General features: G+C 57.0%; 22 protein-coding genes. 17 read left to right on the top strand and 5 right to left on the bottom strand.

Going from position 1 to position 23,173, the window contains the following annotated elements; genetic code table 11:
• The first annotated feature begins 271 nt into the window (after positions 1-271).
• Together VGC62_RS12090 and VGC62_RS12085 are read left to right on the top strand one after the other, a co-directional pair.
• Positions 272-943, top strand: a complete 672-nt coding sequence (locus VGC62_RS12090) for a response regulator (RefSeq protein ID WP_331187320.1) — start codon at positions 272-274, stop codon at positions 941-943.
• Entirely contained in the window at positions 936-2,345 is a 1,410-nt protein-coding gene (locus VGC62_RS12085) for a sensor histidine kinase (RefSeq protein ID WP_331187319.1), read from the top strand. Before VGC62_RS12090 ends, VGC62_RS12085 begins: the two co-directional genes overlap by 8 nt.
• A gap of 94 nt (positions 2,346-2,439) precedes the next feature.
• Here VGC62_RS12085 and VGC62_RS12080 read toward each other — a convergent pair whose 3' ends face one another.
• On the bottom strand, positions 2,440-3,261 hold the full coding sequence (locus VGC62_RS12080; protein ID WP_331187318.1) for an HDOD domain-containing protein: 822 nt from the start codon (positions 3,259-3,261) through the stop codon (positions 2,440-2,442).
• Positions 3,262-3,351: 90 nt separating this feature from the next.
• Positions 3,352-4,293 (bottom strand): folate-binding protein YgfZ, encoded by a 942-nt coding sequence (locus VGC62_RS12075; protein ID WP_331187317.1) that lies wholly within the window; start codon positions 4,291-4,293, stop codon positions 3,352-3,354.
• A 143-nt stretch (positions 4,294-4,436) separates the two neighbouring features.
• Between VGC62_RS12075 and VGC62_RS12070 the strand changes: the two genes are divergently transcribed.
• On the top strand, positions 4,437-4,691 hold the full coding sequence (locus tag VGC62_RS12070; RefSeq protein WP_331187316.1) for a succinate dehydrogenase assembly factor 2: 255 nt from the start codon (positions 4,437-4,439) through the stop codon (positions 4,689-4,691).
• Positions 4,675-5,142: a protein YgfX gene (locus VGC62_RS12065; RefSeq protein ID WP_331187315.1), complete on the top strand. Its 468-nt coding sequence runs from the start codon at positions 4,675-4,677 to the stop codon at positions 5,140-5,142. The genes VGC62_RS12070 and VGC62_RS12065 overlap by 17 nt, the downstream gene beginning before the upstream one ends.
• Here the strand turns inward: VGC62_RS12065 and nadB are convergent.
• Positions 5,111-6,727 carry an L-aspartate oxidase gene (gene nadB / locus VGC62_RS12060; RefSeq protein WP_331187314.1) on the bottom strand — a complete coding sequence of 539 codons (1,617 nt, stop codon included), beginning with the start codon at positions 6,725-6,727 and terminating at the stop codon, positions 5,111-5,113. The genes VGC62_RS12065 and nadB overlap by 32 nt on opposite strands.
• Positions 6,728-7,221: 494 nt before the next feature.
• On the opposite strand from nadB, the gene rpoE reads away from it, so the two are divergent.
• From rpoE to pdxJ, 11 genes are all read left to right on the top strand, one after another.
• On the top strand, positions 7,222-7,803 hold the full coding sequence (gene rpoE, locus VGC62_RS12055; RefSeq protein ID WP_037014368.1) for an RNA polymerase sigma factor RpoE: 582 nt from the start codon (positions 7,222-7,224) through the stop codon (positions 7,801-7,803).
• Between the two features lie 33 nt (positions 7,804-7,836).
• Positions 7,837-8,424 carry a sigma-E factor negative regulatory protein gene (locus VGC62_RS12050; RefSeq protein WP_331187313.1) on the top strand — a complete coding sequence of 196 codons (588 nt, stop codon included), beginning with the start codon at positions 7,837-7,839 and terminating at the stop codon, positions 8,422-8,424.
• Positions 8,425-8,432: 8 nt separating this feature from the next.
• Entirely contained in the window at positions 8,433-9,395 is a 963-nt protein-coding gene (locus VGC62_RS12045; RefSeq protein ID WP_331187312.1) for a MucB/RseB C-terminal domain-containing protein, read from the top strand.
• Between the two features lie 300 nt (positions 9,396-9,695).
• Positions 9,696-11,132, top strand: a complete 1,437-nt coding sequence (locus VGC62_RS12040) for a DegQ family serine endoprotease (protein WP_331187326.1) — start codon at positions 9,696-9,698, stop codon at positions 11,130-11,132.
• Positions 11,133-11,301: 169 nt separating this feature from the next.
• Positions 11,302-13,098 (top strand): translation elongation factor 4, encoded by a 1,797-nt coding sequence (lepA, locus tag VGC62_RS12035; protein ID WP_331187311.1) that lies wholly within the window; start codon positions 11,302-11,304, stop codon positions 13,096-13,098.
• 9 nt (positions 13,099-13,107) lie between these two features.
• Entirely contained in the window at positions 13,108-13,962 is an 855-nt protein-coding gene (gene lepB / locus VGC62_RS12030) for a signal peptidase I (protein WP_331187310.1), read from the top strand.
• A 112-nt stretch (positions 13,963-14,074) separates the two neighbouring features.
• Positions 14,075-14,452, top strand: coding sequence for a DUF4845 domain-containing protein (locus VGC62_RS12025; RefSeq protein ID WP_331187309.1), 378 nt, complete (start codon positions 14,075-14,077; stop codon positions 14,450-14,452).
• The gene (rnc, locus tag VGC62_RS12020) at positions 14,449-15,138 is read left to right on the top strand and encodes a ribonuclease III (RefSeq protein ID WP_331187308.1); all 690 of its coding nucleotides are present in this window, start codon (positions 14,449-14,451) and stop codon (positions 15,136-15,138) included. Before VGC62_RS12025 ends, rnc begins: the two co-directional genes overlap by 4 nt.
• Positions 15,131-16,033 (top strand): GTPase Era, encoded by a 903-nt coding sequence (gene era / locus VGC62_RS12015; RefSeq protein WP_331187307.1) that lies wholly within the window; start codon positions 15,131-15,133, stop codon positions 16,031-16,033. Before rnc ends, era begins: the two co-directional genes overlap by 8 nt.
• Positions 16,034-16,110: 77 nt before the next feature.
• Positions 16,111-16,794, top strand: coding sequence for a DNA repair protein RecO (recO, locus tag VGC62_RS12010; RefSeq protein ID WP_331187306.1), 684 nt, complete (start codon positions 16,111-16,113; stop codon positions 16,792-16,794).
• A 60-nt stretch (positions 16,795-16,854) separates the two neighbouring features.
• Positions 16,855-17,601: a pyridoxine 5'-phosphate synthase gene (pdxJ, locus tag VGC62_RS12005; protein ID WP_331187305.1), complete on the top strand. Its 747-nt coding sequence runs from the start codon at positions 16,855-16,857 to the stop codon at positions 17,599-17,601.
• Between the two features lie 136 nt (positions 17,602-17,737).
• Here the strand turns inward: pdxJ and cmoB are convergent, their stop codons facing one another.
• Positions 17,738-18,697, bottom strand: a complete 960-nt coding sequence (cmoB, locus tag VGC62_RS12000) for a tRNA 5-methoxyuridine(34)/uridine 5-oxyacetic acid(34) synthase CmoB (RefSeq protein WP_331187304.1) — start codon at positions 18,695-18,697, stop codon at positions 17,738-17,740.
• Positions 18,694-19,437, bottom strand: a complete 744-nt coding sequence (cmoA, locus tag VGC62_RS11995; RefSeq protein ID WP_331187303.1) for a carboxy-S-adenosyl-L-methionine synthase CmoA — start codon at positions 19,435-19,437, stop codon at positions 18,694-18,696. The genes cmoB and cmoA overlap by 4 nt, the downstream gene beginning before the upstream one ends.
• A 409-nt stretch (positions 19,438-19,846) precedes the next feature.
• Between cmoA and katG the strand changes: the two genes are divergently transcribed.
• Entirely contained in the window at positions 19,847-22,120 is a 2,274-nt protein-coding gene (gene katG, locus VGC62_RS11990; protein ID WP_331187302.1) for a catalase/peroxidase HPI, read from the top strand.
• A 228-nt stretch (positions 22,121-22,348) separates the two neighbouring features.
• Positions 22,349-23,158, top strand: a complete 810-nt coding sequence (locus VGC62_RS11985; protein ID WP_331187301.1) for an NYN domain-containing protein — start codon at positions 22,349-22,351, stop codon at positions 23,156-23,158.
• Positions 23,159-23,173: the final 15 nt, after the last annotated feature.

Here is a 23,173-nt window from a genome sequence, read left to right as displayed (position 1 = left end):
CCGATACCTGAATACGCAGCATCGCGGTGACTCCGATATTGTTTTTATTGTTGAAAACGCATCAAGGCGTTTTTTTGCGACCGGGGTTGTGCTCAAGCCGTAACAAGTCGTGACCGGATCGTAAGCCGCGAAGCTTTCATCAACCTTTCAGCTACCTTTCATCTGTGCTCCATCTGTATTTGCGGGGTTTTTTTGAGGTGCCAGGGCGCTTCACAGAAAGCAGTGCGCCTGTAAACTCCGCGTCCACCAAACGCCTTATCGGGAGAAGTCGATGCGTGTCCTGCTGGTCGAAGACCATCTGCAATTGGCAGAAAGCGTCGCTCAGGCGCTCAAGGGCTGCGGGTTGACCGTGGACGTTCTACACGATGGCGTGGCCGCCGATCTGGCGCTGATCAGCGAAGAATATGCAGTGGTTGTGCTCGATGTGCATCTGCCGCGCATGGATGGTTTCGAGGTGCTCGCGCGGTTACGTGCAAGAGGCAAAAACCTGCCCGTACTGATGCTCACAGCCCGCAGCGACGTAAAGGACAGGGTTCACGGCCTCAATCTGGGCGCTGATGATTACCTGGCCAAACCGTTCGAGTTGTCTGAGCTTGAGGCGCGGGTCAAAGCGCTGCTGCGTCGTAGCGTACTGGGCGGCGAACGTCAGCAACGCTGTGGCGTACTGGTATATGACCTGGACACTCGCCGCTTCACCCTCGGTGAAGAGTTGCTAACCCTGACGTCCCGCGAGCAATCGGTACTTGAGGCGCTGATCGCACGCCCCGGCCGGGTGATGAGCAAAGAGCAACTGGCCGCCCAGGTGTTTGGTTTGGACGAAGCGGCCAGTCCAGATGCCATCGAAATCTACGTACACCGTTTGCGCAAGAAGCTCGATGGACAACCGATTGCCATCGTGACTTTCCGGGGCTTGGGTTATCTGCTGGAAAGCCGCGATGTCTAGCCTGTTTTCCTTCCGGGAGAACAGCCTGCGCTGGCGACTGCTCTGGAACCTTGGGCTGTTGCTGGTGGTGTTGATGATCGCCAGCGGCATGAGCGCCTACTGGAATGGCCGAGAGGCGGCAGACACCGCGTACGATCGCACGTTACTGGCCTCGGCCCGAACCATCGCCGCCGGCTTGTCCGAGCATGACGGCACCCTGAGCGCCGATGTGCCCTACGTTGCCCTCGACACGTTTGCCTACGACAGTGCCGGGCGAATTTATTATCAGGTCAACGACATCAATCAAAAGTTGATCTCCGGTTACGAAAACCTGCCGGGTCCGCCTCCTGGAACGCCACGTACCGACGCCTACCCCGCGCTGGCGAAGTTCTACAGTGCGCGTTACCAGGGGCAGGATGTACGAGTGGTCAGTTTGCTCAAAGCCGTCAGCGAGCCGAACATGAATGGGATGGCCGAGATTCGGGTCGCCGAGACCGAAGAAGCGCGGGTAACAATGGCCCGCGGCCTGATGGCTGACACGTTGTTGCGTCTTGGCATGCTTGGCAGTGGGGCCTTGTTGATGGTGTGGTTCACCGTTAGCGCGGCGTTGCGGCCACTGGATCGCTTACGCACCGCCGTGGAAGAACGTCAGCCCAATGATTTGCGCTCGCTGCCACTGGTGCGGGTGCAGCGTGAACTACGGCCGCTGGTTAGTTCGCTCAACCACTTCACCGAACGCCTTAAAATGCAGTTTGAGCGCCAGGCGCAATTCATTGCCGATGCTGCGCATGAATTACGCACGCCACTGGCAGCTATCAAAGCCCGTCTTGAGCTCGGTTTGCGCGACAACGACCCTGCTACCTGGCGATCAACCTTGGAAACCGCAGCAGTTGGCACCGATAAATTGACCCATCTGGCCAATCAACTGCTGTCATTGGCGCGTATCGAAAATGGCGCGCGGGCGATTTCCGAGGGTGGCGCACAGGTACTCGACCTCAGTCAGCTTGCTCGTGAATTGGGCATGGCCATGGCGCCGTTGGCACATGCCCGAGGTGTCGCATTGGCGTTGGAGGCCGACGCGCCTGTCTGGTTGCGCGGCGAGCCGATGCTGCTTAACGAGTTGCTGAGCAACCTCATCGACAACGCGCTGGCGCATACACCGCAGGGGGGCAACGTGATTTTGCGGGTATACGCGCCCTGCGTGTTGGAGGTTGAAGACGATGGCCCGGGCATTCCGTGGCATGAGCGTGATCGGGTGTTCGAACGGTTCTATCGGCGCAATCAGCAGGGTTCCGGCCTTGGATTGGCAATTGTTGGCGAAATCTGCCGCGCGCATTTGGCGCAAATCAGCCTGCATGACGGCGCGCAGCGGGGGTTGAAAGTTCGGGTGAGTTTTGTCGCGCTGGAGTCTGGCGCGGGGTGATGCCTGCGGTGCTGTCAGGTTCCAGCCGATTGGCGTTCGACGCACTAGGGTCTTTTGCCGTTTGGTTGCGGCCACAACCAAACGGCAACAGACCCTAGTAAAGCAGCGTCATTGCCTCATTCATCTCGCGGATCAACGTGTCATCAGCAAGATTCAGCCCCAGTTGACTGGCCGCCGGCAACGCGCTCATGTCGATGTTCGGATAAGGGTGGCCGGTGACCTCATGCACATGCACGGTCGCCACTTGCACCAGATCAACATAGTCAGGCCGCTTTGATTGCCGTGCAAAGTTCTGAAACTGGCTTGGCACAATGGCCAGCGCTTCAGGGAAGTCCCAGGACCGTAGTAGCCGCTCGCCAATGACCGGGTGGATGCGCTCGATCACATGATTGAGGCTGACCGGATCGGCCAGCAGTTCGAAGTTGTCTTCGGCATACGTCAGGATTGGCAGCACGCCGATCAGGTGAATCAGGCCTGCGAGCGTTGCCTGATCCGCCCGCAGATGATGGGTTTTGTGACACAGGTTGCCGCTTATGCCTGCCACTTGCAGACTCAGCTTCCAGATGTCGCGCATCTTGGTTTCGATCACTTGGGACTTGGCGTGAAACATCTGCTCGACCACAAGGCCAATGGCCAGATTGCAGGTGTAGTTGACGCCCAGGCGACGGATGGCAGTCGTGACGTCGCTGACTTCAAAATTGGGACGCAGCAACGGGCTGTTTACGACTTTGATCAAGCGCGCCGACAGCGCGGTGTCGCTGCCGATGACCTTGCTCAAGGCAGCAATGCTGATCTCGGCGTCTTCAGCAGCGAGGCGGATTCGCAGTGCTACTTCGGGGAGCGTTGGCAGAAACAGGGCATCTTTGTCGATCGCTTTGATCAAGTCCCTTTGCACCTCGTCAGCCATATTGCTCATATTGCTTCTCTAGGGTCTGTTGCCGTTTGGTTGTGCGCTCGGGAGTAGACGGGGACGCTGACGTTGCATTGAAGCTTTTGCTGCAGGTGCTTAACGCTGTGTCTCAAGTTTGCTGTCCAGAGTGTAGGGCAAGTCTGACAACTGCAACGCAAGACCTTCCGCGGCGCCGAGATGGATATTGCCGTCTTCTGCTGCATCAGCCTGCAAAACCGCTAGAAGTTCAATTCCATTGGCAGCAGTTGCCGCGATCACGACTTCGCCGACGGCACTGCTGTGGACAGGCGAAAACAGCGGGGTGCCAGGCTCAGGCAGCTCATTGCTGGAAAGGTTTAAGCGATAAAGTCGGCGTTTGAGTTTGCCCAGGTACTGCATACGCGCGACGATTTCCTGGCCGGTGTAGCAGCCTTTCTTGAAGCTGACGCCGCCAACCGCTTGTAGATTGAGCATCTGCGGAATGAACGATTCGCGCGTCTGCCCCACTACTTGCCCGATGCCCGCACGGATCTGCCCCAGCAGCCAATCGTTGAGCGAGCCTTCAGCGAGCAAACCGGCCAGGCGCGTATGCACATCGCTGGCTTGATCGACGCGAGCCCAAAGCTCGGCCCGTCCAGGGGACACACGGATCGCAATCAGGTCATTGGCACGCACCACTGCGTCGGTGTCCTGAGGCAGATCAAGACCCAGCGCCGCCAAGGCGCCGTCACCGTCGTTCAAGCTAAAGCGGGCCCATGAGGCGCTTTCGTCGGTAAGCTTTGACTTGGAGAACACCGCGTACTTTTTCAGGTCGAGCAATTGCGCCTCAATCAGCTCACGGGCCATCGCCAGAAGGTAACCATCGCCTTCTATCAGAATGCGGAAGCTTGATTGCATGCGACCTTTTTGCGTGCAGCGTGCGCCGAGCGTTGCTTTGACGTCGCTCAGGTAATCGATATTGCAGGTCAGTTGGCCTTGAAGGAATTTACCGGCGTCCACGCCGCGAACGGCGAGAACACCTTCGTGGGATAGGGTGCAGAAGAATGCTGAATCGGCCATGGGTCATCGCAGTGTTAAAAGTCTAGAGCACCATGATAGTGCCGAGTCTCGTTAATGGGTACATGAAAACTGATGAGACTAACTGCGGGTACGCCGAGCGGCGATGCGCCTGTATACTCGCCGCCAAATTCGAGGAGCGCTCCATGGTCGACGATGTTGAACTCAATCGCCTCTTTTGGCACAGCCGCCGCGGCATGCTAGAGCTGGATGTCCTGCTGGTACCCTTCGTCAGAGAAGTCTACCCACACCTTAACGATGTCGATCGTGCGCTCTACGTGCGCCTGCTGACTTGTGAAGACCAGGACATGTTCGGCTGGTTCATGCAGCGCGCGGAATCGGAAGATCCCGAGCTGCAACGCATGGTTCGGATGATCCTGGACCGTGTCCAGCCGCAGTGATCGCTTCGAATGCCGTTGGCAAGCCTCGCCTAGGCTGCTGACGGCGTACCTTGTTGCTCAACTGCTGGCTTGGATTGCACTGTGGTTTCTGGATGTTCCCGTCGGGGCCAAAGTCATCGGCGCCTTACTGTGCCTGTGGCACAGCGTTCGTTATTTGCGCACGTCCGTTTTGTTAAAAGGCGACCACGCGTATACCGGATTGCGCCGTAACGCCGACGGCTGGCAGCTGTGGAGTGAGCGATTCGGCTGGCAGGCCGTGCAGCTACAACGCGATAGCATCGCGCTGCCGCAGATCATAGTTGTGCGTTTTCGCCTGGTGGCAGGACGCTGGATTGATCGCTGGTGGGTCAAGAGCGTCTGTATCCCCAGCGATTCGCTGGCGCCCGATACCCATCGACGCCTGCGCTTGCGCCTGAAGTTCAGCCAGCGAAGGTGGGCGGCACCAGAATAGTATCGATGGCCTCGGGCAACAGGTCCGGGTAATCCAGTGTGTAATGCAGGCCGCGGCTTTCCTTGCGCGCCATCGCCGAACTGATCATCAACTCAGCCACCTGCGCCAGATTACGCAGCTCGATCAAATCCCGGCTGACTTTGTAGTTGCTATAAAACTCATCGATTTCGTCCAACAACAGACGCACACGATGGGCCGCGCGTTGCAAACGCTTGTTGGTGCGCACAATGCCAACGTAATCCCACATAAAGCGCCGCAGCTCATCCCAGTTGTGGGCAATGATCACGTCCTCGTCCGAATCGGTGACCTGGCTGGCGTCCCAAGCTGGCAATTGTTCCGGCTGAGGGATGTCTGGCAGTTGTTCGATGATGTCTGCCGCCGCCGAACGTGCATACACGAAGCATTCCAGCAGTGAGTTGCTGGCCATGCGGTTGGCGCCATGCAGGCCCGTGAAGCTGGTTTCGCCGATGGCATAAAGCCCAGGCACATCGGTGCGCCCGTGCTGATCGACCATCACGCCGCCGCAGGTGTAATGCGCAGCAGGCACTACCGGAATCGGCTGGCGGGTGATGTCGATCGAAAATTCCAGGCAGCGCTCGTAGACGGTCGGGAAGTGGGTCTTGATGAAGTCTTCAGGCTTGTGGCTGATGTCCAGATAAACGCAGTCGATCCCTAGGCGTTTCATTTCATGGTCAATGGCGCGGGCGACGATGTCCCGGGGCGCCAATTCTGCGCGAGGGTCAAAGCGCTGCATGAAGCGTTCGCCGTTCGGCAGCTTCAGGTAGGCACCTTCACCGCGTAGGGCTTCAGTGATCAAAAAGCTTTTGGCCTGAGGGTGGTAAAGGCAGGTCGGGTGGAATTGGTTGAACTCCAGATTGCCGACGCGGCAGCCCGAACGCCAGGCCATCGCGATGCCGTCCCCGCAAGCGCCGTCGGGATTGCTGGTATACAGGTAAACCTTGGCTGCGCCACCGCACGCCAAAATTGTGAAGCGGGCGCTGTGAGTATCGACTTCGCCCGTGGCGCGATCCAGCACATAGGCGCCCAGGCAGCGTTGACCGTCCAGGCCCAAACGACGCTCAGTGATCAGGTCTACTGCGACGCGTTGTTCCAGCAGTTCGATATTGTCGCGTTCTTTGGCCTGGGCCAGCAGTGTGGTGAAGATAGCTGCTCCGGTAGCGTCGGCGGCATGGATGATGCGGCGATGACTGTGTCCGCCCTCGCGAGTCAGGTGAAATTCAAATCCGCCATCTTCAACGGTGTTTTGATCATCCCGGGTAAACGGCACGCCCATATCGATCAGCCATTGAATCGCTTCACGGCTGTGCTCGACGGTGAAGCGCACTGCTTGCTCATTACACAGCCCGGCGCCTGCGTTCAACGTGTCTTCGACGTGTGATTGAACGGTGTCTGCCGTGTCCAGAACCGCCGCGACGCCGCCCTGAGCCCAAAATGTAGAGCCGTTTGCCAGATCGCCCTTGCTCAGGACTGCAATGCGCAAATGACCTGGCAAGGTCAGCGCAAGGCTCAAGCCGGCAGCACCGCTGCCAATCACCAGGACATCATGTTGAAAATGTTGGCTCATCTGAATTCGGCTCTCTGATTCGGCCACTAGTATATGAAGGGGTGTAACGGCACAATAGCGGCGATTTTACGGCAATAGTGAATCCACAGCGGGCCTGGATTGTGCGCTACTGCGGGGCATCGTGCATACCGTTTGCAAGGTTCGAAACGTCGAAGGCGTGCCCTCGGTTTCGTCCTGCATGCGGAGTGGCGTGAGTCTTACACCCGAAAATGAATGTGGAACTTTTTACAAAGCCCCACGTTCAATAGAGGGTTGCCGATAAAGGGACAGCGTCGGCGCCAGGCGGGGATCAGAATATGCCATCGCCAGCGCGTTCGACGACAAGATTATTCACGCAGCCGACTTGGTTCGAGCTGCGTTTTTCGTGCGGGCCATTGTTGCTCGCCGGAAACTTGCTTGAAGGGGGGAGAACTTTTGCGAAAAGCCCGAGTCTATGTTTGCAAGCCTGTGAAAGAGCCGATGCAACGCTCCTTTAAGCTCTATGAGGAGTGTTCATGCTAACCCAGGAAGAGGATCAGCAACTGGTTGAACGCGTACAACGCGGCGACAAGCGGGCCTTTGATCTGCTAGTGGTGAAATATCAGCACAAAATTCTTGGATTGATCGTGCGATTCGTCCACGACACCCATGAAGCTCAGGATGTCGCGCAAGAGGCTTTTATCAAGGCTTACCGTGCACTGGGGAACTTCCGCGGGGACAGCGCTTTTTATACATGGTTGTACCGCATTGCCATTAACACGGCGAAAAACTATTTGGTGTCGCGAGGTCGGCGACCGCCAGACAGCGATGTCAGATCTGAAGACGCGGAGTTCTACGACGGCGATCATGGCCTCAAGGACATCGAGTCGCCGGAGCGTGCATTGTTAAGGGATGAGATCGAAGGCACTGTTCATCGAACTATCCAGCTACTTCCGGAAGATTTGCGTACAGCTCTAACTTTACGTGAGTTCGACGGTCTGAGTTACGAAGACATTGCAAGCGTCATGCAGTGTCCGGTTGGTACCGTGCGCTCACGCATCTTCCGCGCTCGGGAAGCCATTGATAAAGCCCTGCAGCCTTTATTGCAGGAAACCTGAGACAGCGGCGATAGCCAAAAGAGAGGAACCGCCATGAGTCGTGAAGCCCTGCAGGAATCGCTGTCCGCGGTAATGGATAACGAAGCGGACGAATTGGAATTACGTCGAGTGCTTAACGCAATCGACGATGCGGATACACGTGCCACATGGTCGCGTTATCAGGTCGCTCGTGCAGCAATGCACAAAGAATTGTTGATCCCTCATTTGGATATCTCGGCGGCTGTTGCGGACGCGATTGCTGATGAAGTCAGCCCTCTGAAGGCTGGTCGCGGTCCATGGCGTACATTGGGGCGCCTGGCTGTTGCCGCGTCGGTCACTGTGGCGGTTCTGGCGGGTGTTCGTCTTTACAATCAGGACGAAATTGCCGGTGCTCAATTGGCGCAACAATCGGCTCAGCCTGCTAACCTTGCGCCCCAGGTGAAAGGCCCGGCAGTATTGGCCGGTTACACCGAAAGCGAGCAAGCACCAGGTCCGATGGCCAGCGGCGTATTGCAAGGTCAAGCCGGTTGGCATGATCAGCGTTTGCCAGGGTACCTGCGTCAACACGCCCAACAAGCTGCGTTGAAAGGAACTGAAAGCGCGCTGCCCTATGCCCGCGCCGCCAGCCTGGAAAACCGTTAAGGAGGATCATGCGTCCCATCCCTCTATTGCCGCTCCTGCTAGGTGGATGGCTGGTCCTTCCAGTTCATGCCGACGATGCGCAAGGCCAGCTTAAGCGTCTTGCGCAAGCGGAACAGCAGCAAAGTTTCCAAGGCACATTCGTTTACGAACGTAACGGCAGTTTCTCCACTCATCGGATTTGGCATCGCGTTGTCGATGGAAAGGTCCGTGAGCGCCTCCTTCAACTCGACGGTTCCGCTCAGGAAGTGTTGCGCGTAAATGGTGTTACCCAGTGCGTAAGCGGCTCTCTTGCGCCCGGCGTGACCAACATCCCTGACCCTGCGGTCCATGCCTTCGATGCTGCCAAGCTGTCCTCGTGGTATGACATGGCGGTGGCGGGCAAGTCGAGAGTAGCGGGCAGGTCTGCAGAGATCGTCACGCTAACGCCTCGGGATCAGCACCGTTACGGTATCGAATTGCATCTGGACTCTGAAACCGGCCTGCCGTTGAAGTCGCTCTTGCTGAGCGATAAAGGACAGTTGCTTGAGCGTTTCCAGTTTACTGAGCTCAATACCACCGACGTACCCACCGACCAGATGCTGTCGCCCAGCGCGGACTGTAAGCAGGTTGAAGTCGTGAACGCCAAACCCGACGCACAAAAAGCGCCTATTGCTTGGCATTCTGACTGGTTGCCGCCTGGGTTTGAGCTAAGCAGCGCCGCCGCGCGCAAGGATCCGGATTCCAAGTCGCTGGTGACCAGTCTGATGTACGACGATGGACTGGCGCGATTCTCGGTATTCATAGAGCCGGTGACAGGCGCTGCGGTGACAGACATTCGTACTCAGCTAGGTCCAACGGTTGCCGTTTCTCGCCGCCTCAACACACCCAAAGGTGATGCAATGGTTACGGTTGTCGGTGAAATTCCGATTGGAACCGCCGAACGAATTGCGTTGTCGATGCGCAGCGATGCTGCCGCCCCCGTCAAGAAGTGATCTGACAAAATGGTAGATGCCCACTATGAAAAAGGTTTCATTTTGGGCATTTTTGCGTGCCGACCGAGTGTTTTCGGGCTTGAGGTACGGTGCTGAAATGTTTGGTGAGCTTTGTAGGTTGCAAACAGTCATTTTTTTTTCTATAGGTCACAGCTTCGCAGCTCTGGCCTTTGTCGTTTCTGGGATTGGAAAGTTGCCTGAGAGAGCTGTGCCGCAGTTTGCTGCATGGCATGCATGTTCCTCGGACCTGCCGGTCCGTAACGCTTAACTATGCTCGTTGTGAACGGGAGCCGTATGTCGATACCACGCTTGAAATCTTATCTGTCCCTGATGGCGGCCGTGCTGATGCTCGGTCAGATCGTAACCGCCCAGGCGGAGGCTCTGCCGGACTTCACCACATTGGTGGAGCAGGCTTCGCCCTCCGTTGTGAACATCAGTACCCGTCAGAAACTCCCGGACCGTTCCGTGGCCCAAGGGCAGGCGCCCGATCTTGAGGGGCTGCCACCGATGTTGCGCGAATTTCTTGAGCGCAGCATGCCGCCAGGGTCCCGTTCACCGGGATCAGGTTCTGGGAAAGGTGATCGTCAGCGCGAAGCGAGATCGCTGGGTTCGGGCTTCATCATTTCCTCTGATGGCTATGTATTGACCAACAACCACGTAATTGACGGTGCGGACGAAATTCTCGTGCGTTTGTCTGATCGCAGTGAGTTGAAAGCCAAGCTTGTTGGCACCGACCCGCGTACCGATGTGGCGCTGCTTAAAATCGACGGCAAGGACCTGCCTGCCGTCAAGCTTGGTAACTCCGACAAGCTGAAAGTGGGCGAGTGGGTGTTGGCTATTGGTTCACCTTTCGGTTTCGATCATTCGGTGACCAAGGGTATCGTCAGTGCCAAAGGCCGTAGCCTGCCGAACGACACCTATGTGCCGTTCATCCAGACCGACGTAGCGATCAACCCTGGTAACTCTGGAGGTCCGCTGTTCAACATGGCGGGTGAGGTTGTGGGCATCAACTCGCAAATCTTTACCCGTTCAGGCGGCTTCATGGGCCTGTCGTTCGCTATTCCGATCGACGTGGCACTGGACGTCTCCACTCAGCTGAAGGCCAGCGGCAAGGTCAATCGCGGTTGGTTGGGTGTAGTGATTCAGGAAGTGAACAAAGATCTGGCCGAGTCATTTGGGCTCGACAAACCAGCCGGTGCGCTGGTGGCACAAGTGCTTGAAGGCGGTCCCGCTGCCAAGGGTGGCCTGCAGGTCGGTGATGTGATTTTGAGTGCCAACGGCCAGCCGATTGTCATGTCCGCTGACCTGCCACACCTGATCGGCAACCTGAAGGACGGTAGCAAAGCCGAGTTGGAGGTGATCCGCGACGGCAAGCGTCAAAAGTTGACCGTGACTGTGGGGGCGTTGCCGGAAGAGGGTGATGAGATGGGCTCCACCGACAGTGGTGTCGAACGCAGCAGTAATCGTCTGGGCATTTCGGTAGCCGATCTCACTGCCGAGCAAATGAAGAGTCTTGACCTTAAAGGCGGTGTAGTCATCAAGGATGTGCAGGACGGTCCTGCTTCGCTGATTGGCCTGCAGACCGGCGATGTGATTACCCACCTGAACAATCAGGCGATCATCTCGGCCAAGCAGTTCACCGAGGTGGCCCAAAGCCTGCCGAAGAACCGCTCAGTCTCGATGCGCGTTCTGCGTCAGGGGCGTGCAACGTTCATCACTTTCAAACTGGCGGAATAATCAGCCATGCAACTGAAAAAGGAGCGGTTCTACCGCTCCTTTTTTGTATCGGTCAGGATTGCGGCTGTCTGGCGTCGAGTGTGAACGTGACGCCCCAGTCTTCCTTCAGGTACAATTCCCGGCTATTTTTCGGCGGGCAGTCTGCCTGCAACCTTTTGAGTGTTGATACGTGAGTGATCTGAGTCATATCCGCAATTTCTCCATCATCGCCCACATTGACCATGGCAAGTCGACGCTGGCTGACCGTTTCATTCAAATGTGCGGTGGCTTGTCCGAGCGTGAAATGGAAGCTCAGGTGCTCGACTCCATGGACCTTGAGCGTGAGCGCGGGATCACCATCAAGGCCCACAGCGTTACCTTGTATTACAAGGCGAAAGACGGCATCACCTATCAACTGAACTTTATCGACACCCCAGGCCACGTCGACTTCACCTATGAGGTCAGCCGTTCGTTGGCGGCCTGTGAAGGCGCGCTGTTGGTGGTCGATGCCGGTCAAGGCGTTGAAGCGCAGTCGGTTGCCAACTGCTACACCGCGATCGAGCAGGGCCTTGAGGTCATGCCGGTCTTGAACAAAATTGACTTGCCGCAGGCCGATCCGGACCGCGTCAAGGAAGAGATCGAAAAGATCATCGGCATTGACGCGACCGACGCGGTGGCTTGCAGCGCCAAGACCGGTTTAGGCGTCGACGAAGTGCTGGAGCGTCTGGTCCATACCATTCCTGCCCCCACCGGCAACATCGAAGACCCATTGCAAGCGCTGATCATCGACTCTTGGTTCGACAACTACCTGGGCGTTGTCTCCCTGGTACGCGTACGCCATGGCCGTGTGAAAAAGGGCGACAAGATTTTGGTCAAGTCCACCGGCAAGCTGCATCTGGTGGACAGCGTCGGCGTGTTCAACCCCAAGCACACTGCGACGGTGGACCTCAAGGCTGGCGAAGTGGGCTTCATCATCGCCGGTATCAAAGACATTCACGGTGCTCCCGTGGGCGACACGCTGACCCTGAGCACCACCCCTGATGTCGAGGTGTTGCCGGGCTTCAAACGCATTCAGCCACAGGTCTATGCCGGTCTGTTTCCGGTCAGTTCCGATGATTTCGAAGATTTCCGCGAAGCGCTGCAAAAGCTGACGCTGAATGACTCCTCGTTGCAGTATTCGCCGGAAAGCTCCGATGCCCTGGGTTTCGGCTTTCGTTGCGGCTTCCTCGGCATGCTCCATATGGAGATCATCCAGGAACGCCTCGAGCGCGAATATGATCTGGATCTGATTACCACCGCTCCGACCGTTATTTTCGAGTTGCTGCTCAAAACCGGTGAAACGATCTACGTTGATAACCCTTCCAAGCTTCCTGACCTGTCCAGCATTGAGGACATGCGCGAACCTATCGTTCGCGCCAATATTCTTGTGCCTCAGGAGCACCTTGGTAACGTCATTACGCTGTGCATCGAAAAGCGTGGCGTTCAGCACGACATGTTGTTCCTGGGGACTCAGGTGCAAGTGACCTACGATCTGCCGATGAACGAAGTGGTTCTGGACTTCTTCGATCGTCTGAAGTCGGTGAGTCGCGGTTATGCCTCCCTGGACTATCATTTCGACCGTTACCAGTCTGCCAATCTGGTGAAGCTGGACGTTTTGATCAACGGTGACAAGGTCGATGCGTTGGCGTTGATCGTGCACCGGGACAACGCGAACTATAAAGGACGCGCGTTGACCGAAAAGATGAAAGAACTGATTCCTCGTCAGATGTTCGACGTGGCAATCCAGGCCGCCATTGGCGGACAGGTTGTGGCGCGTACAACCGTCAAGGCGCTCAGAAAGAACGTACTGGCCAAATGTTACGGCGGCGACGTCAGTCGTAAGCGCAAGCTGCTGGAAAAACAGAAGGCCGGTAAGAAACGCATGAAGCAGGTCGGCAACGTGGAAATTCCACAGGAAGCCTTCCTTGCAGTGCTCAGGTTGGAATAGTCAGGCCCTATGTCACTAAATTTCCCGCTGTTGTTAGTCATCGCCGTCGTTGTTTGCGGTCTGCTGGCTTTGTTCGATCTGATCATCCTGGCGCCGCGTCGGCGTACTGCGATAGCGAGCTATCAGGGCAGCGTCAGCCAGCCCGACGTCGCCGTTGTCGAGCAGTTGAACAAGGAACCCTTGCTGGTTGAATATGGCAAGTCGTTCTTTCCGGTGCTGTTCATCGTGTTGGTTCTGCGGTCTTTTCTGGTCGAGCCGTTCCAGATTCCGTCGGGCTCGATGAAGCCGACGCTCGATGTGGGCGATTTCATTCTGGTTAACAAGTTCTCATATGGCATCCGCTTGCCAGTGCTTGATCAGAAGGTTATCTCCGTCGGTGACCCGCAACGTGGCGATGTGATGGTGTTCCGTTACCCAAGCGATCCGACCGTCAACTACATCAAACGTGTGGTCGGTCTGCCGGGCGACAAAATTCGCTACACCAGTGATAAACAGCTGTTCGTGAACGGTGAGCTGGTCGCCAAGCAGTTGATTGGCACTGAGCCTGGTACGTTGGGTAGCGCAGAGCTTTATCAGGAAAAACTGGGTGATGTCGAACACCAGATCCGTCAGGAGATGAGCCGCTACCGCGCGCCACCTGACAGCGAATGGACTGTTCCGACGGCCCATTACTTCATGATGGGTGACAACCGCGACAACTCCAACGACAGCCGTTACTGGGATGACCCCAATATACCCAAGGACGAACTGGGCATGGTTCCGGACAAAAACATCGTCGGCAAGGCGTTCGCGGTGTGGATGAGCTGGCCGGAACCCAAGCTGAGCCACTTCCCCAACTTCTCGCGAGTCGGGTTGATCAAGTAGCCGATGCGGCGCTGTTTCTGACAGCGCCGTATGTCATTTCGGCAGGCAAAGAACAGGGTGAGGGGCTATTCACCTTGCAGACAGAATTGAAGGACTATTCTTGAGGTCGTACATGACAGTCGCCGGTTCGCAAAAAGGCTTGTCGTTCTTTGGATGGCTGGTGTTGCTGGCCGTCCTCGCCTTTGCCGCGAGTGTAGGCGCCAAGCTGGTGCCGCATTATCTGGACTATATGTCGATGAAGAAGATTATCGAAACCGCCGAGACCGATAAAACGGCAGATATCGTGACGGTAGGCGATTTTTACGCTTATGTCAGTAAAGGCATGCAAGTCAACAACATTCGGGATTTGGATTTGAACAAGGCGTTAAGCATAACGGCGGAGAACAACAGGTTCCTCGCTCACTTGAAATACGAAAAGCGTGAGCCACTGATCCAGAACATCGATCTGGTAGTCAAATTCGACCACGAATTTAGCGTGGGTAAACCGTGAGCGTTTCGTTGAGTCGCCTTGAGCGTCAGCTCGGCTATACCTTCAAGGATCAGGAGTTGATGATCCTGGCCTTGACCCACCGCAGTTTTGCCGGACGCAACAACGAGCGCCTGGAATTCCTCGGCGATGCCATCCTCAACTTCGTTGCCGGCGAGGCGCTGTTTGAGCGTTTCCCGCAGGCGCGTGAAGGGCAGCTCTCTCGTTTGCGTGCGCGGTTGGTCAAGGGCGAGACCCTTGCGTTGCTGGCGCGCGGGTTTGATCTGGGCGAATACTTGCGTCTGGGCTCCGGTGAGTTGAAAAGCGGCGGCTTCCGTCGTGAATCAATCCTGGCCGATGCGCTTGAAGCCTTGATTGGCGCGATCTACCTGGATGCCGGCATGGAGGTCGCACGCGACCGCGTTCTCGCCTGGCTCACCACCGAGTTCGACAGCCTTACCCTGGTCGACACCAATAAAGATCCGAAGACCCGTCTGCAAGAGTTTCTGCAGTCGCGTGCCTGCGACTTGCCTCGCTATGAAGTCGTGGATATTCAAGGTGAACCGCATTGTCGGACGTTTTTCGTCGAATGCGAGATCAACTTACTGAATGAAAAAAGCCGGGGACAGGGTGTTAGCCGCCGCATTGCCGAACAGGTAGCCGCAGCCGCAGCACTCATCGCCCTTGGCGTGGAGAACGGCAATGACTGATTCAACTGCTACACGTTGTGGCTACGTCGCCATTGTTGGCCGGCCCAACGTGGGCAAGTCCACGCTGCTGAACCATATTCTCGGCCAGAAACTCGCGATCACCTCGCGCAAGCCACAAACCACACGTCACAACATGCTGGGCATCAAGACCGAGGGCGCCGTGCAGGCGATCTACGTCGACACTCCTGGCATGCACAAGAACGGCGAGAAAGCGCTCAACCGTTACATGAACAAGACGGCTTCGGCGGCGTTGAAAGACGTCGATGTGGTGATCTTTGTGGTTGACCGCACTCGCTGGACTGACGAAGACCAGATGGTTCTTGAGCGTGTGCAGTACGTGCAGGGGCCTGTGATTCTGGCGATCAACAAGACTGACCGCATCGAAGACAAGGCCGAGCTGATGCCGCATCTGGAATGGTTGCAAGGTCAACTGCCGAATGCCTCGATCATGCCGATCTCCGCGCAGCATGGGCACAATCTTGAGGCGCTGGAAAAACTGATCGCAAGTCATCTGCCCGAGAACGACCACTTCTTCCCGGAAGATCAGATCACCGACCGCAGCAGTCGCTTTCTGGCCGCAGAGCTGGTCCGCGAAAAGATCATGCGTCAACTGGGTGCTGAGCTGCCGTACCAGATCACCGTCGAAATCGAAGAGTTCAAGCAGCAGGGCAAAACCCTGCACATCCATGCGCTGATCCTCGTCGAGCGCGATGGCCAGAAGAAAATCATCATTGGCGACAAGGGTGAGCGCATCAAGCGCATTGGTACAGATGCACGTCGTGACATGGAAGTGCTGTTCGACTCCAAAGTCATGCTTAATCTCTGGGTCAAAGTCAAAGGTGGTTGGTCCGATGATGAGCGCGCCCTGCGCTCGCTGGGCTACGGCGACCTGTAACGCCAGACCATCAGTTGTGGAGTTGTCCGCAACTGATGCACCCCTTATAGCCACCTCTCCCTCGAGCCCGCTGAACAATGAGCACGCCCACCGGCCAACTTGCTTACGTGTTGCACAGCCGGGCGTACCGAGAAACCAGCGCGCTGGTCGACTTCATTACGCCGCAAGGCCGTCTGCGTGCGGTATTGCGCAGCGCGCGTGGCAAGGCGGGGACGCTAGCTCGACCGTTCGTGCCGCTGGACGTTGAGTTTCGCGGGCGCAGCGAGCTGAAAAACGTTGGCCGAATGGAGGCTTTCGGTATTTCCTGCTGGCTTGAAGGCGAGGCGTTGTTCAGCGGCCTGTACTTGAACGAACTGCTGATCCGCTTGCTACCCGCTGAAGACCCTCATCCCGGTGTGTTCGATCACTACGCTGCAACCCTTGTCGCGTTGTCCGAAGGCCGTCCGCTGGAACCTTTGTTGCGTTCTTTCGAGTGGCGTCTGCTGGACGATCTGGGTTACGGTTTTGCCCTCGACGTTGATGTCAATGGCGACCCATTGTCAGCTGACGGCATGTACCGCCTGCAGGTGGACGCGGGTCTTGAGCGAGTGTATCTGTTTCAGCCCGGTCAGTTTCAGGGCGCCGAATTGCTCGCCATGGCCGAAGCCGATTGGACTGCGCCTGGCGCTCTGTCGGCGGCCAAACGGTTGATGCGTCAAGCGCTGGCGGTACACCTTGGTGGTCGTCCGCTGGTCAGTCGTGAGTTGTTTCGTAAACCCTAACATCGCTTAGCCATCGCCAAGCCGTAAGGCCTGGTCAGATCAGATTTTCAGGAGAGCCCCGTGACCCAAAGCCCCCGCATTCTTCTTGGCGTGAACATCGACCATGTGGCCACCTTGCGCCAGGCCCGCGGCACCCGTTATCCCGATCCGGTCAAGGCCGCGCTGGACGCCGAAGAAGCTGGCGCCGATGGCATTACCATTCACCTGCGTGAAGACCGTCGGCATATTCAGGAGCGTGATGTGCTGCTGTTGAAGGATGTGCTGCAGACCCGCATGAACTTCGAAATGGGTGTCACGGACCAGATGATGGCATTCGCAGAGCGTATTCGACCGGCACATATCTGCCTGGTGCCGGAAACCCGCCAGGAGTTGACCACCGAGGGCGGGCTCGATGTCGCGGGTCAAGAGGCGCGGATCAAGGCTGCAGTGGATCGTCTGTCTGCGATGGGCAGTGAGGTGTCGTTGTTCATTGATGCCGATGAGCGGCAGATTGAGGCGTCAAAGCGTATAGGCGCCCCGGCGATTGAATTGCACACAGGTCGCTATGCCGATGCACAAACGCCGAGCCAAGTGGCCGAAGAGCTCAAACGCGTGGCCGATGGCGTGGCATTCGGGCTGGCCCAGGGCCTGATCGTCAACGCGGGTCATGGCCTGCATTACCACAACGTCGAAGCGGTCGCGGCGATCAAAGGCGTCAATGAACTGAACATCGGCCATGCATTAGTGGCGCATGCGCTTTTTGTGGGTTTCAAAGCGGCGGTTGCCGAGATGAAGGCGTTGATTCTGGCTGCCGCGTACAAGTCCTGATAGTTGTCGGAGCGAAGCTTGCCCGCGAAGTGGCCGAAACACTCGGCAGATTGCTAGGCCGAGCAATGGCGTTCGCGGGCAAGCCTCCAACAGCCTACGGTAGGCTCCGGGAGTGTGAATGTTCCGGGATGCCGGTCTAAGGCTTACGCCCTACAATCACTGCCCGCCGTGGTGCTGGCAAACCTTCTACGGTTTTGCTGTGATCCTCTGGGTCGAGAAAGTCACTCAATGACTGAAAGCGCATCCACTCCGTGCCGCGCTGTTCCTCGACCGTTGTGGTGCTGACATCCACACACCGTACATCGATAAACCCCGCGCGCCTTAGCCACAGCTCCAGTGCAGGCACCGACGGCAAGAACCACACGTTGCGCATCTGCGAATAGCGGTCTTCGGGCACCAATACCTGGTGCACGTCGCCTTCCACAACCATGGTTTCCAGCACCAGTTCGCCGCCTTTGACCAGGCAATCCTTTAGCGCCAGCAAGTGATCGATTGGCGATTTTCGGTGATACAGCACGCCCATGGAAAACACCGTGTCGAAGCCTTCCAGCTTGGCGGGCAGGTCTTCCAGGGTGAAGGGCAAATGCCACGCCGGCAGATTCGGCAAAAAGCGTTGCATGGCCTGGAACTGACAAAAAAACAGCCAGTTCGGGTCGACGCCAATCACGCAGTCGGCGCCTGCGCCCAGCATGCGCCACTGGTAATAGCCATTGCCGCAACCGACATCCAGCACGCGTTTGCCTGTCAGATCAAGATGGGGCGACACCCGAGACCACTTCCAATCCGAGCGCCACTCGGTGTCAATATGTACGCCAAACACATCAAACGGCCCCTTGCGCCATGGCGAGAGGCCCATCAATGCTTTGCGCATCTGCGCTCGGGTTTCGTCGTCACAATCGGCATCCAGGGTAAAACTGTCCTGCAAATCGACATGCTTGGGCACCACATCAGGCAGCGCATTCAGCGCGCCTTGCCAGCGCTCCAGGTCGCCGTGGCCCTTTTCCATCCTGGTGTCGAGTTGTGCCTGCAGGCCTTGGGCCCAGGCATACAGCGGAGTGCCCGCCAAACGGCGGACCAGGGGCGTGAGATCAATCATGGTAGGGCAATCAAAGAGGCGAAATTAAGGCACTGGAACCATGGCACGACTTTCGAAAAGCCCGCTGCCAGCAAACGTTCCCGGTGCTGTTCAAGGCTGTCGGGTTTCATCACGTTCTCGATAGCGCTGCGTTTCTGGGCGATTTCCAACTCGCTGTAACCGTTGGCGCGCTTGAATGCCACGTGCAAATCGGTCAGCAACGCCTGTTCTTCGCTGTCGTCGAAGCGCAGTTTTTCCGAGAGGATTAATGCCCCACCAGGCATTAGCGCCTGACGGATGCGGCCGAGCAACGGCAAACGCTGGTCTGGCGCGATAAATTGCAGGGTGAAGTTCAGCGCCACCACCGAGGCTTGCTGAAAATCAAGGGCCAGAATGTCGCCTTCGATGACCTCGACAGGTAACAGCTCCTGAAACATTGAGTCCTGGCCGTTGAGGTATTCACGGCAACGTTCGACCATCGCGCTGGAGTTATCCACAGCGATCACCCGGCAATCTTCCACGCAGACATGCCGACGCAATGCTTGGGTCACTGCGCCAAGGGAGCTGCCCAGGTCATACAGCACGCTGTGTGGCTGAGCGAATTGCGCCGCGAGCACGCCGAGATTTTCGACGATCGTCGGATATCCCGGCACCGAACGCTTGATCATGTCCGGGAACACCCGTACCACGTCCTCGTTAAAGGCGAAGTCCGGCACCTGAGGCAGTGGATGGGCGAAAATGCGGTCGGGTTCTTGGCTCACGGGTGATTCCGGCGGGAGGTGAAAAGTGCGGCATTTTAGCCAATTGCGCCGCCAATCCGAAACCGATTTCCAAACGATGAAAGGGAAGTGACACCAGGCAATCGGTAACAGAGCAGGGCTATCAATAACTTACGCTTTTTCTATTAGCTGTCTTCGCAGGGGCATCTAGTCTTCACTTGAGGTCGGCTAACACTGGCCGTTTGAAACCTGATAAGGAGAATAAGAATGAGCAAAAGCCTATTCATACCTCGTGCCGGCAATCTGATTGGCTGTCAGCAGCGTCTCTGTGCAACGGCACGACCTGTTGATAGAACACTTGGCCTTCCTGTGCCATCGATTTCACAGCGTGCGACCTGGATTGAAGACCGGGCCGGATAGTTGGGTGTACGCAAATAGAGGTAGATAAATCATGTCAACAGAATCGAAATGCCCGTTCAATCATGCCGCTGGCGGTGGTACAACTAATCGCGACTGGTGGCCGAACCAACTCAATCTGAAAATCTTGCACCAGCACTCGTCTCTGTCCGATCCGATGGACGAGCAGTTCAACTATGCCGAACAATTCAAGAGCCTGGACCTGGCTGCTGTAAAAAACGATCTGCGAACGCTGATGACCGACTCGCAAGACTGGTGGCCAGCGGATTTTGGTCACTACGGACCGCTGTTCATACGCATGGCCTGGCACAGTGCCGGGACATACCGTACAGGGGATGGTCGCGGCGGCGCGGGGGCTGGTCAGCAACGCTTTGCGCCACTTAACAGTTGGCCAGACAACGTCAGCCTGGACAAGGCGCGTCGGCTGATATGGCCGATCAAGCAGAAATATGGCCGGAAAATCTCCTGGGCTGACCTGATCATCCTGACTGGTAACGTCGCGCTGGAATCCATGGGCTTTAAAACCTTCGGTTTCTCTGGCGGTCGTGCGGACGTGTGGGAGCCGGACGAGGATGTGTACTGGGGCGCGGAAACCACGTGGCTGGGCGGCGAGGACCGCTACGGCGCGCAGAAGGAAATGCAACAGCCAGGCGAAGGGACGCTGGTGGCCGAGCCTGAAATGCATGGTAGCGAAGAGAGTCGTACTGATAGTCAGGGGCGCAACCTGGAGAAGCCGCTCGCTGCTGTGCAGATGGGGCTGATCTACGTGAACCCTGAAGGTCCGGAAGGTAACCCGGACCCGGTCGCATCGGCTAAAGATATTCGCGAAACGTTCGCTCGGATGGCGATGAATGACGAAGAAACCGTCGCATTGATCGCGGGCGGCCATGCCTTTGGCAAAACCCACGGTGCCGGTCCTGCCGACAACGTCGGCGCCGAGCCCGAAGCGGCCGATATCGAGCAGCAAGGCTTAGGCTGGATGAACAGCTTTGGCACAGGTAAAGGCGCTGACACGATCACTAGCGGCCTGGAAGTGACTTGGACGTCGACACCTACCCAGTGGAGCAATGAGTATCTGGAAAACCTGTTCCGTTTCGATTGGGAACTGACCAAAAGCCCGGCCGGCGCTCATCAGTGGACGCCGAAGAATGGCGCGGGTGCCGGTACCGTTCCGCATGCCCACGACCCTTCCAAGCGTCGTGCGCCGAGCATGCTGACCTCAGACCTGGCCCTGCGATTCGACCCGATCTATGAACCGATTGCGCGGCGCTTGCGTGATAACCCGGATCAGTTGGCCGACGCATTCGCTCGCGCCTGGTTCAAGCTGACTCACCGCGACATGGGGCCGCTTTCGCGCTATCTCGGCCCGGAAATGCCTGCTGAAGAACTGCTGTGGCAAGACCCGATTCCAGCAGTCGATCATCCATTGGTCGATGAAAACGATATCGCATCGCTCAAGAGCAAGGTGTTGGCGTCAGGTCTTTCGGTCTCACAACTGGTCTCCACTGCCTGGGCTGCGGCTTCAAGCTTTCGCGGTTCCGACAAACGCGGCGGCGCCAATGGTGGACGCATCCGTCTTGCACCACAGAAAGATTGGCCGGTGAACCAGCCTGCGCAACTGGCGAACGTATTGCTAACCCTTGAGGGTATCCAGAGTGAATTCAACAATGGGCAACCGGGCGGCAAGAAAATCTCGTTGGCTGACCTGGTCGTGTTGGCCGGTAGCGCAGGTGTCGAGCAGGCGGCAAAAAATGCCGGTCACACCGTGACGGTGCCCTTCACTCCGGGCCGCATGGACGCCTCGCAGGATCAAACCGACGTTGAGTCCTTCGGTTTTCTCGAGCCCGTCGCTGATGGCTTTCGCAACTACCTCAAAGGCAGATACAACGTCTCGGCTGAGGCATTGTTGGTCGATAAAGCGCAATTGCTGACCCTAACCGCGCCAGAAATGACAGTACTCCTCGGCGGCCTGCGTGTTCTCAATACCAATGCCGGGCAAAGCAAGCACGGCGTATTCACCCAGAGACCAGAGTCGCTGACCAACGACTTCTTCGTCAATTTGCTGGACATGGGTACGCAATGGAGAGCGGTCTCGGACGCCAAGGAAGAGTTTGAAGGGCGTGATCGTAAAACCGGCGCGGTCAAATGGACCGCCACTCGTGTCGATCTTGTCTTCGGCTCACACGCCCAACTCAGGGCATTGGCCGAGGTTTATGGCAGCGCTGATGCCCAGGAGAAGTTCGTCAATGACTTCATAGCGGCCTGGACGAAAGTAATGAACCTTGATCGGTTTGAATTATTGAGGTGAACGCCTAGGACGGCACGTCCAACGTAAACCTGTAAGAGCCGTCGAAGGTTGCGAAAGCGCGCTTCTATGTTTTCGCCGTCGTCATCATTCGGCAGCTCTTACGGTGATAGTTTGTTATCTGCCTTTGCGATTGTGTCTTTGTTGTTGCTGACAATGCTGAGCGGCCTGTCCCCATGTTTTCCCGAATGGTTTAGCGTTATGTTGGCCTATCTCAATCAAGGACGCTTTATGGCCACTTCATCTGCCAGCAACAGGCAAAAACACCTCGCCGTACTCATCGACGCCGACAATGCGCCGGCCGCCATTGTCGAAGGACTGTTCGAAGAAATCGCCAAATATGGCGTTGCTAACGTCAAGCGCATTTACGGCGACTGGACCGGTCCTCAACTGGGCGGTTGGAAAAAAGTCCTCCTTGAACATTCCATCCAACCCATCCAGCAATTTGCCTACACCAAAGGCAAAAATGCGACAGACAGCTCGCTGATCATTGACGCGATGGACCTGCTTTACACCCGCCGCTTCGATGGTTTTTGCCTGGTTTCCAGCGACAGCGACTTCACCCGGCTTGCCTCGCGCCTGCGCGAAGAAGGGCTGACGGTGTATGGCTTTGGCGAAGAAAAAACGCCAAGACCGTTTGTCTCGGCGTGCGACAAGTTCATCTACACCGAGCTGTTGCGTGAGGACGCGATTGTGCCCAATGAGGGTCAGGAAGCGCCTGTGACTGCGCAATCCCAATCAGCGACGACTGAGCCCACCAAGGCTGTTGTGGCCCCTGTAGAGCAGAAGAAACCCAAAGTGCCGGTGGCTTTCATTGCCAAGGTGCTGGATGACATCGCCGATGATGAAGGTTGGGCGCAGTTGGGGGCGTTGGGCACGAACATTACAAAGCTACGTCCTGAGTTTGACCCGCGCACCCACGGGTATAAGAAGTTAAGCGATTTGATCAAGGCGCAGGCCAGTGCATTTGAGCTTCAGACGCGCGCGGCGGCGGGCTCTGGAGCGGGGGTGATTTATGTGAGGCATCGGGCCGCGCGCTAGTGGCCCGGATAAACA

Source organism: Pseudomonas sp., from assembly GCF_036404235.1.
GTDB lineage: Bacteria > Pseudomonadota > Gammaproteobacteria > Pseudomonadales > Pseudomonadaceae > Aquipseudomonas.
This window is presented reverse-complemented; position numbering and strand designations above follow the sequence as displayed.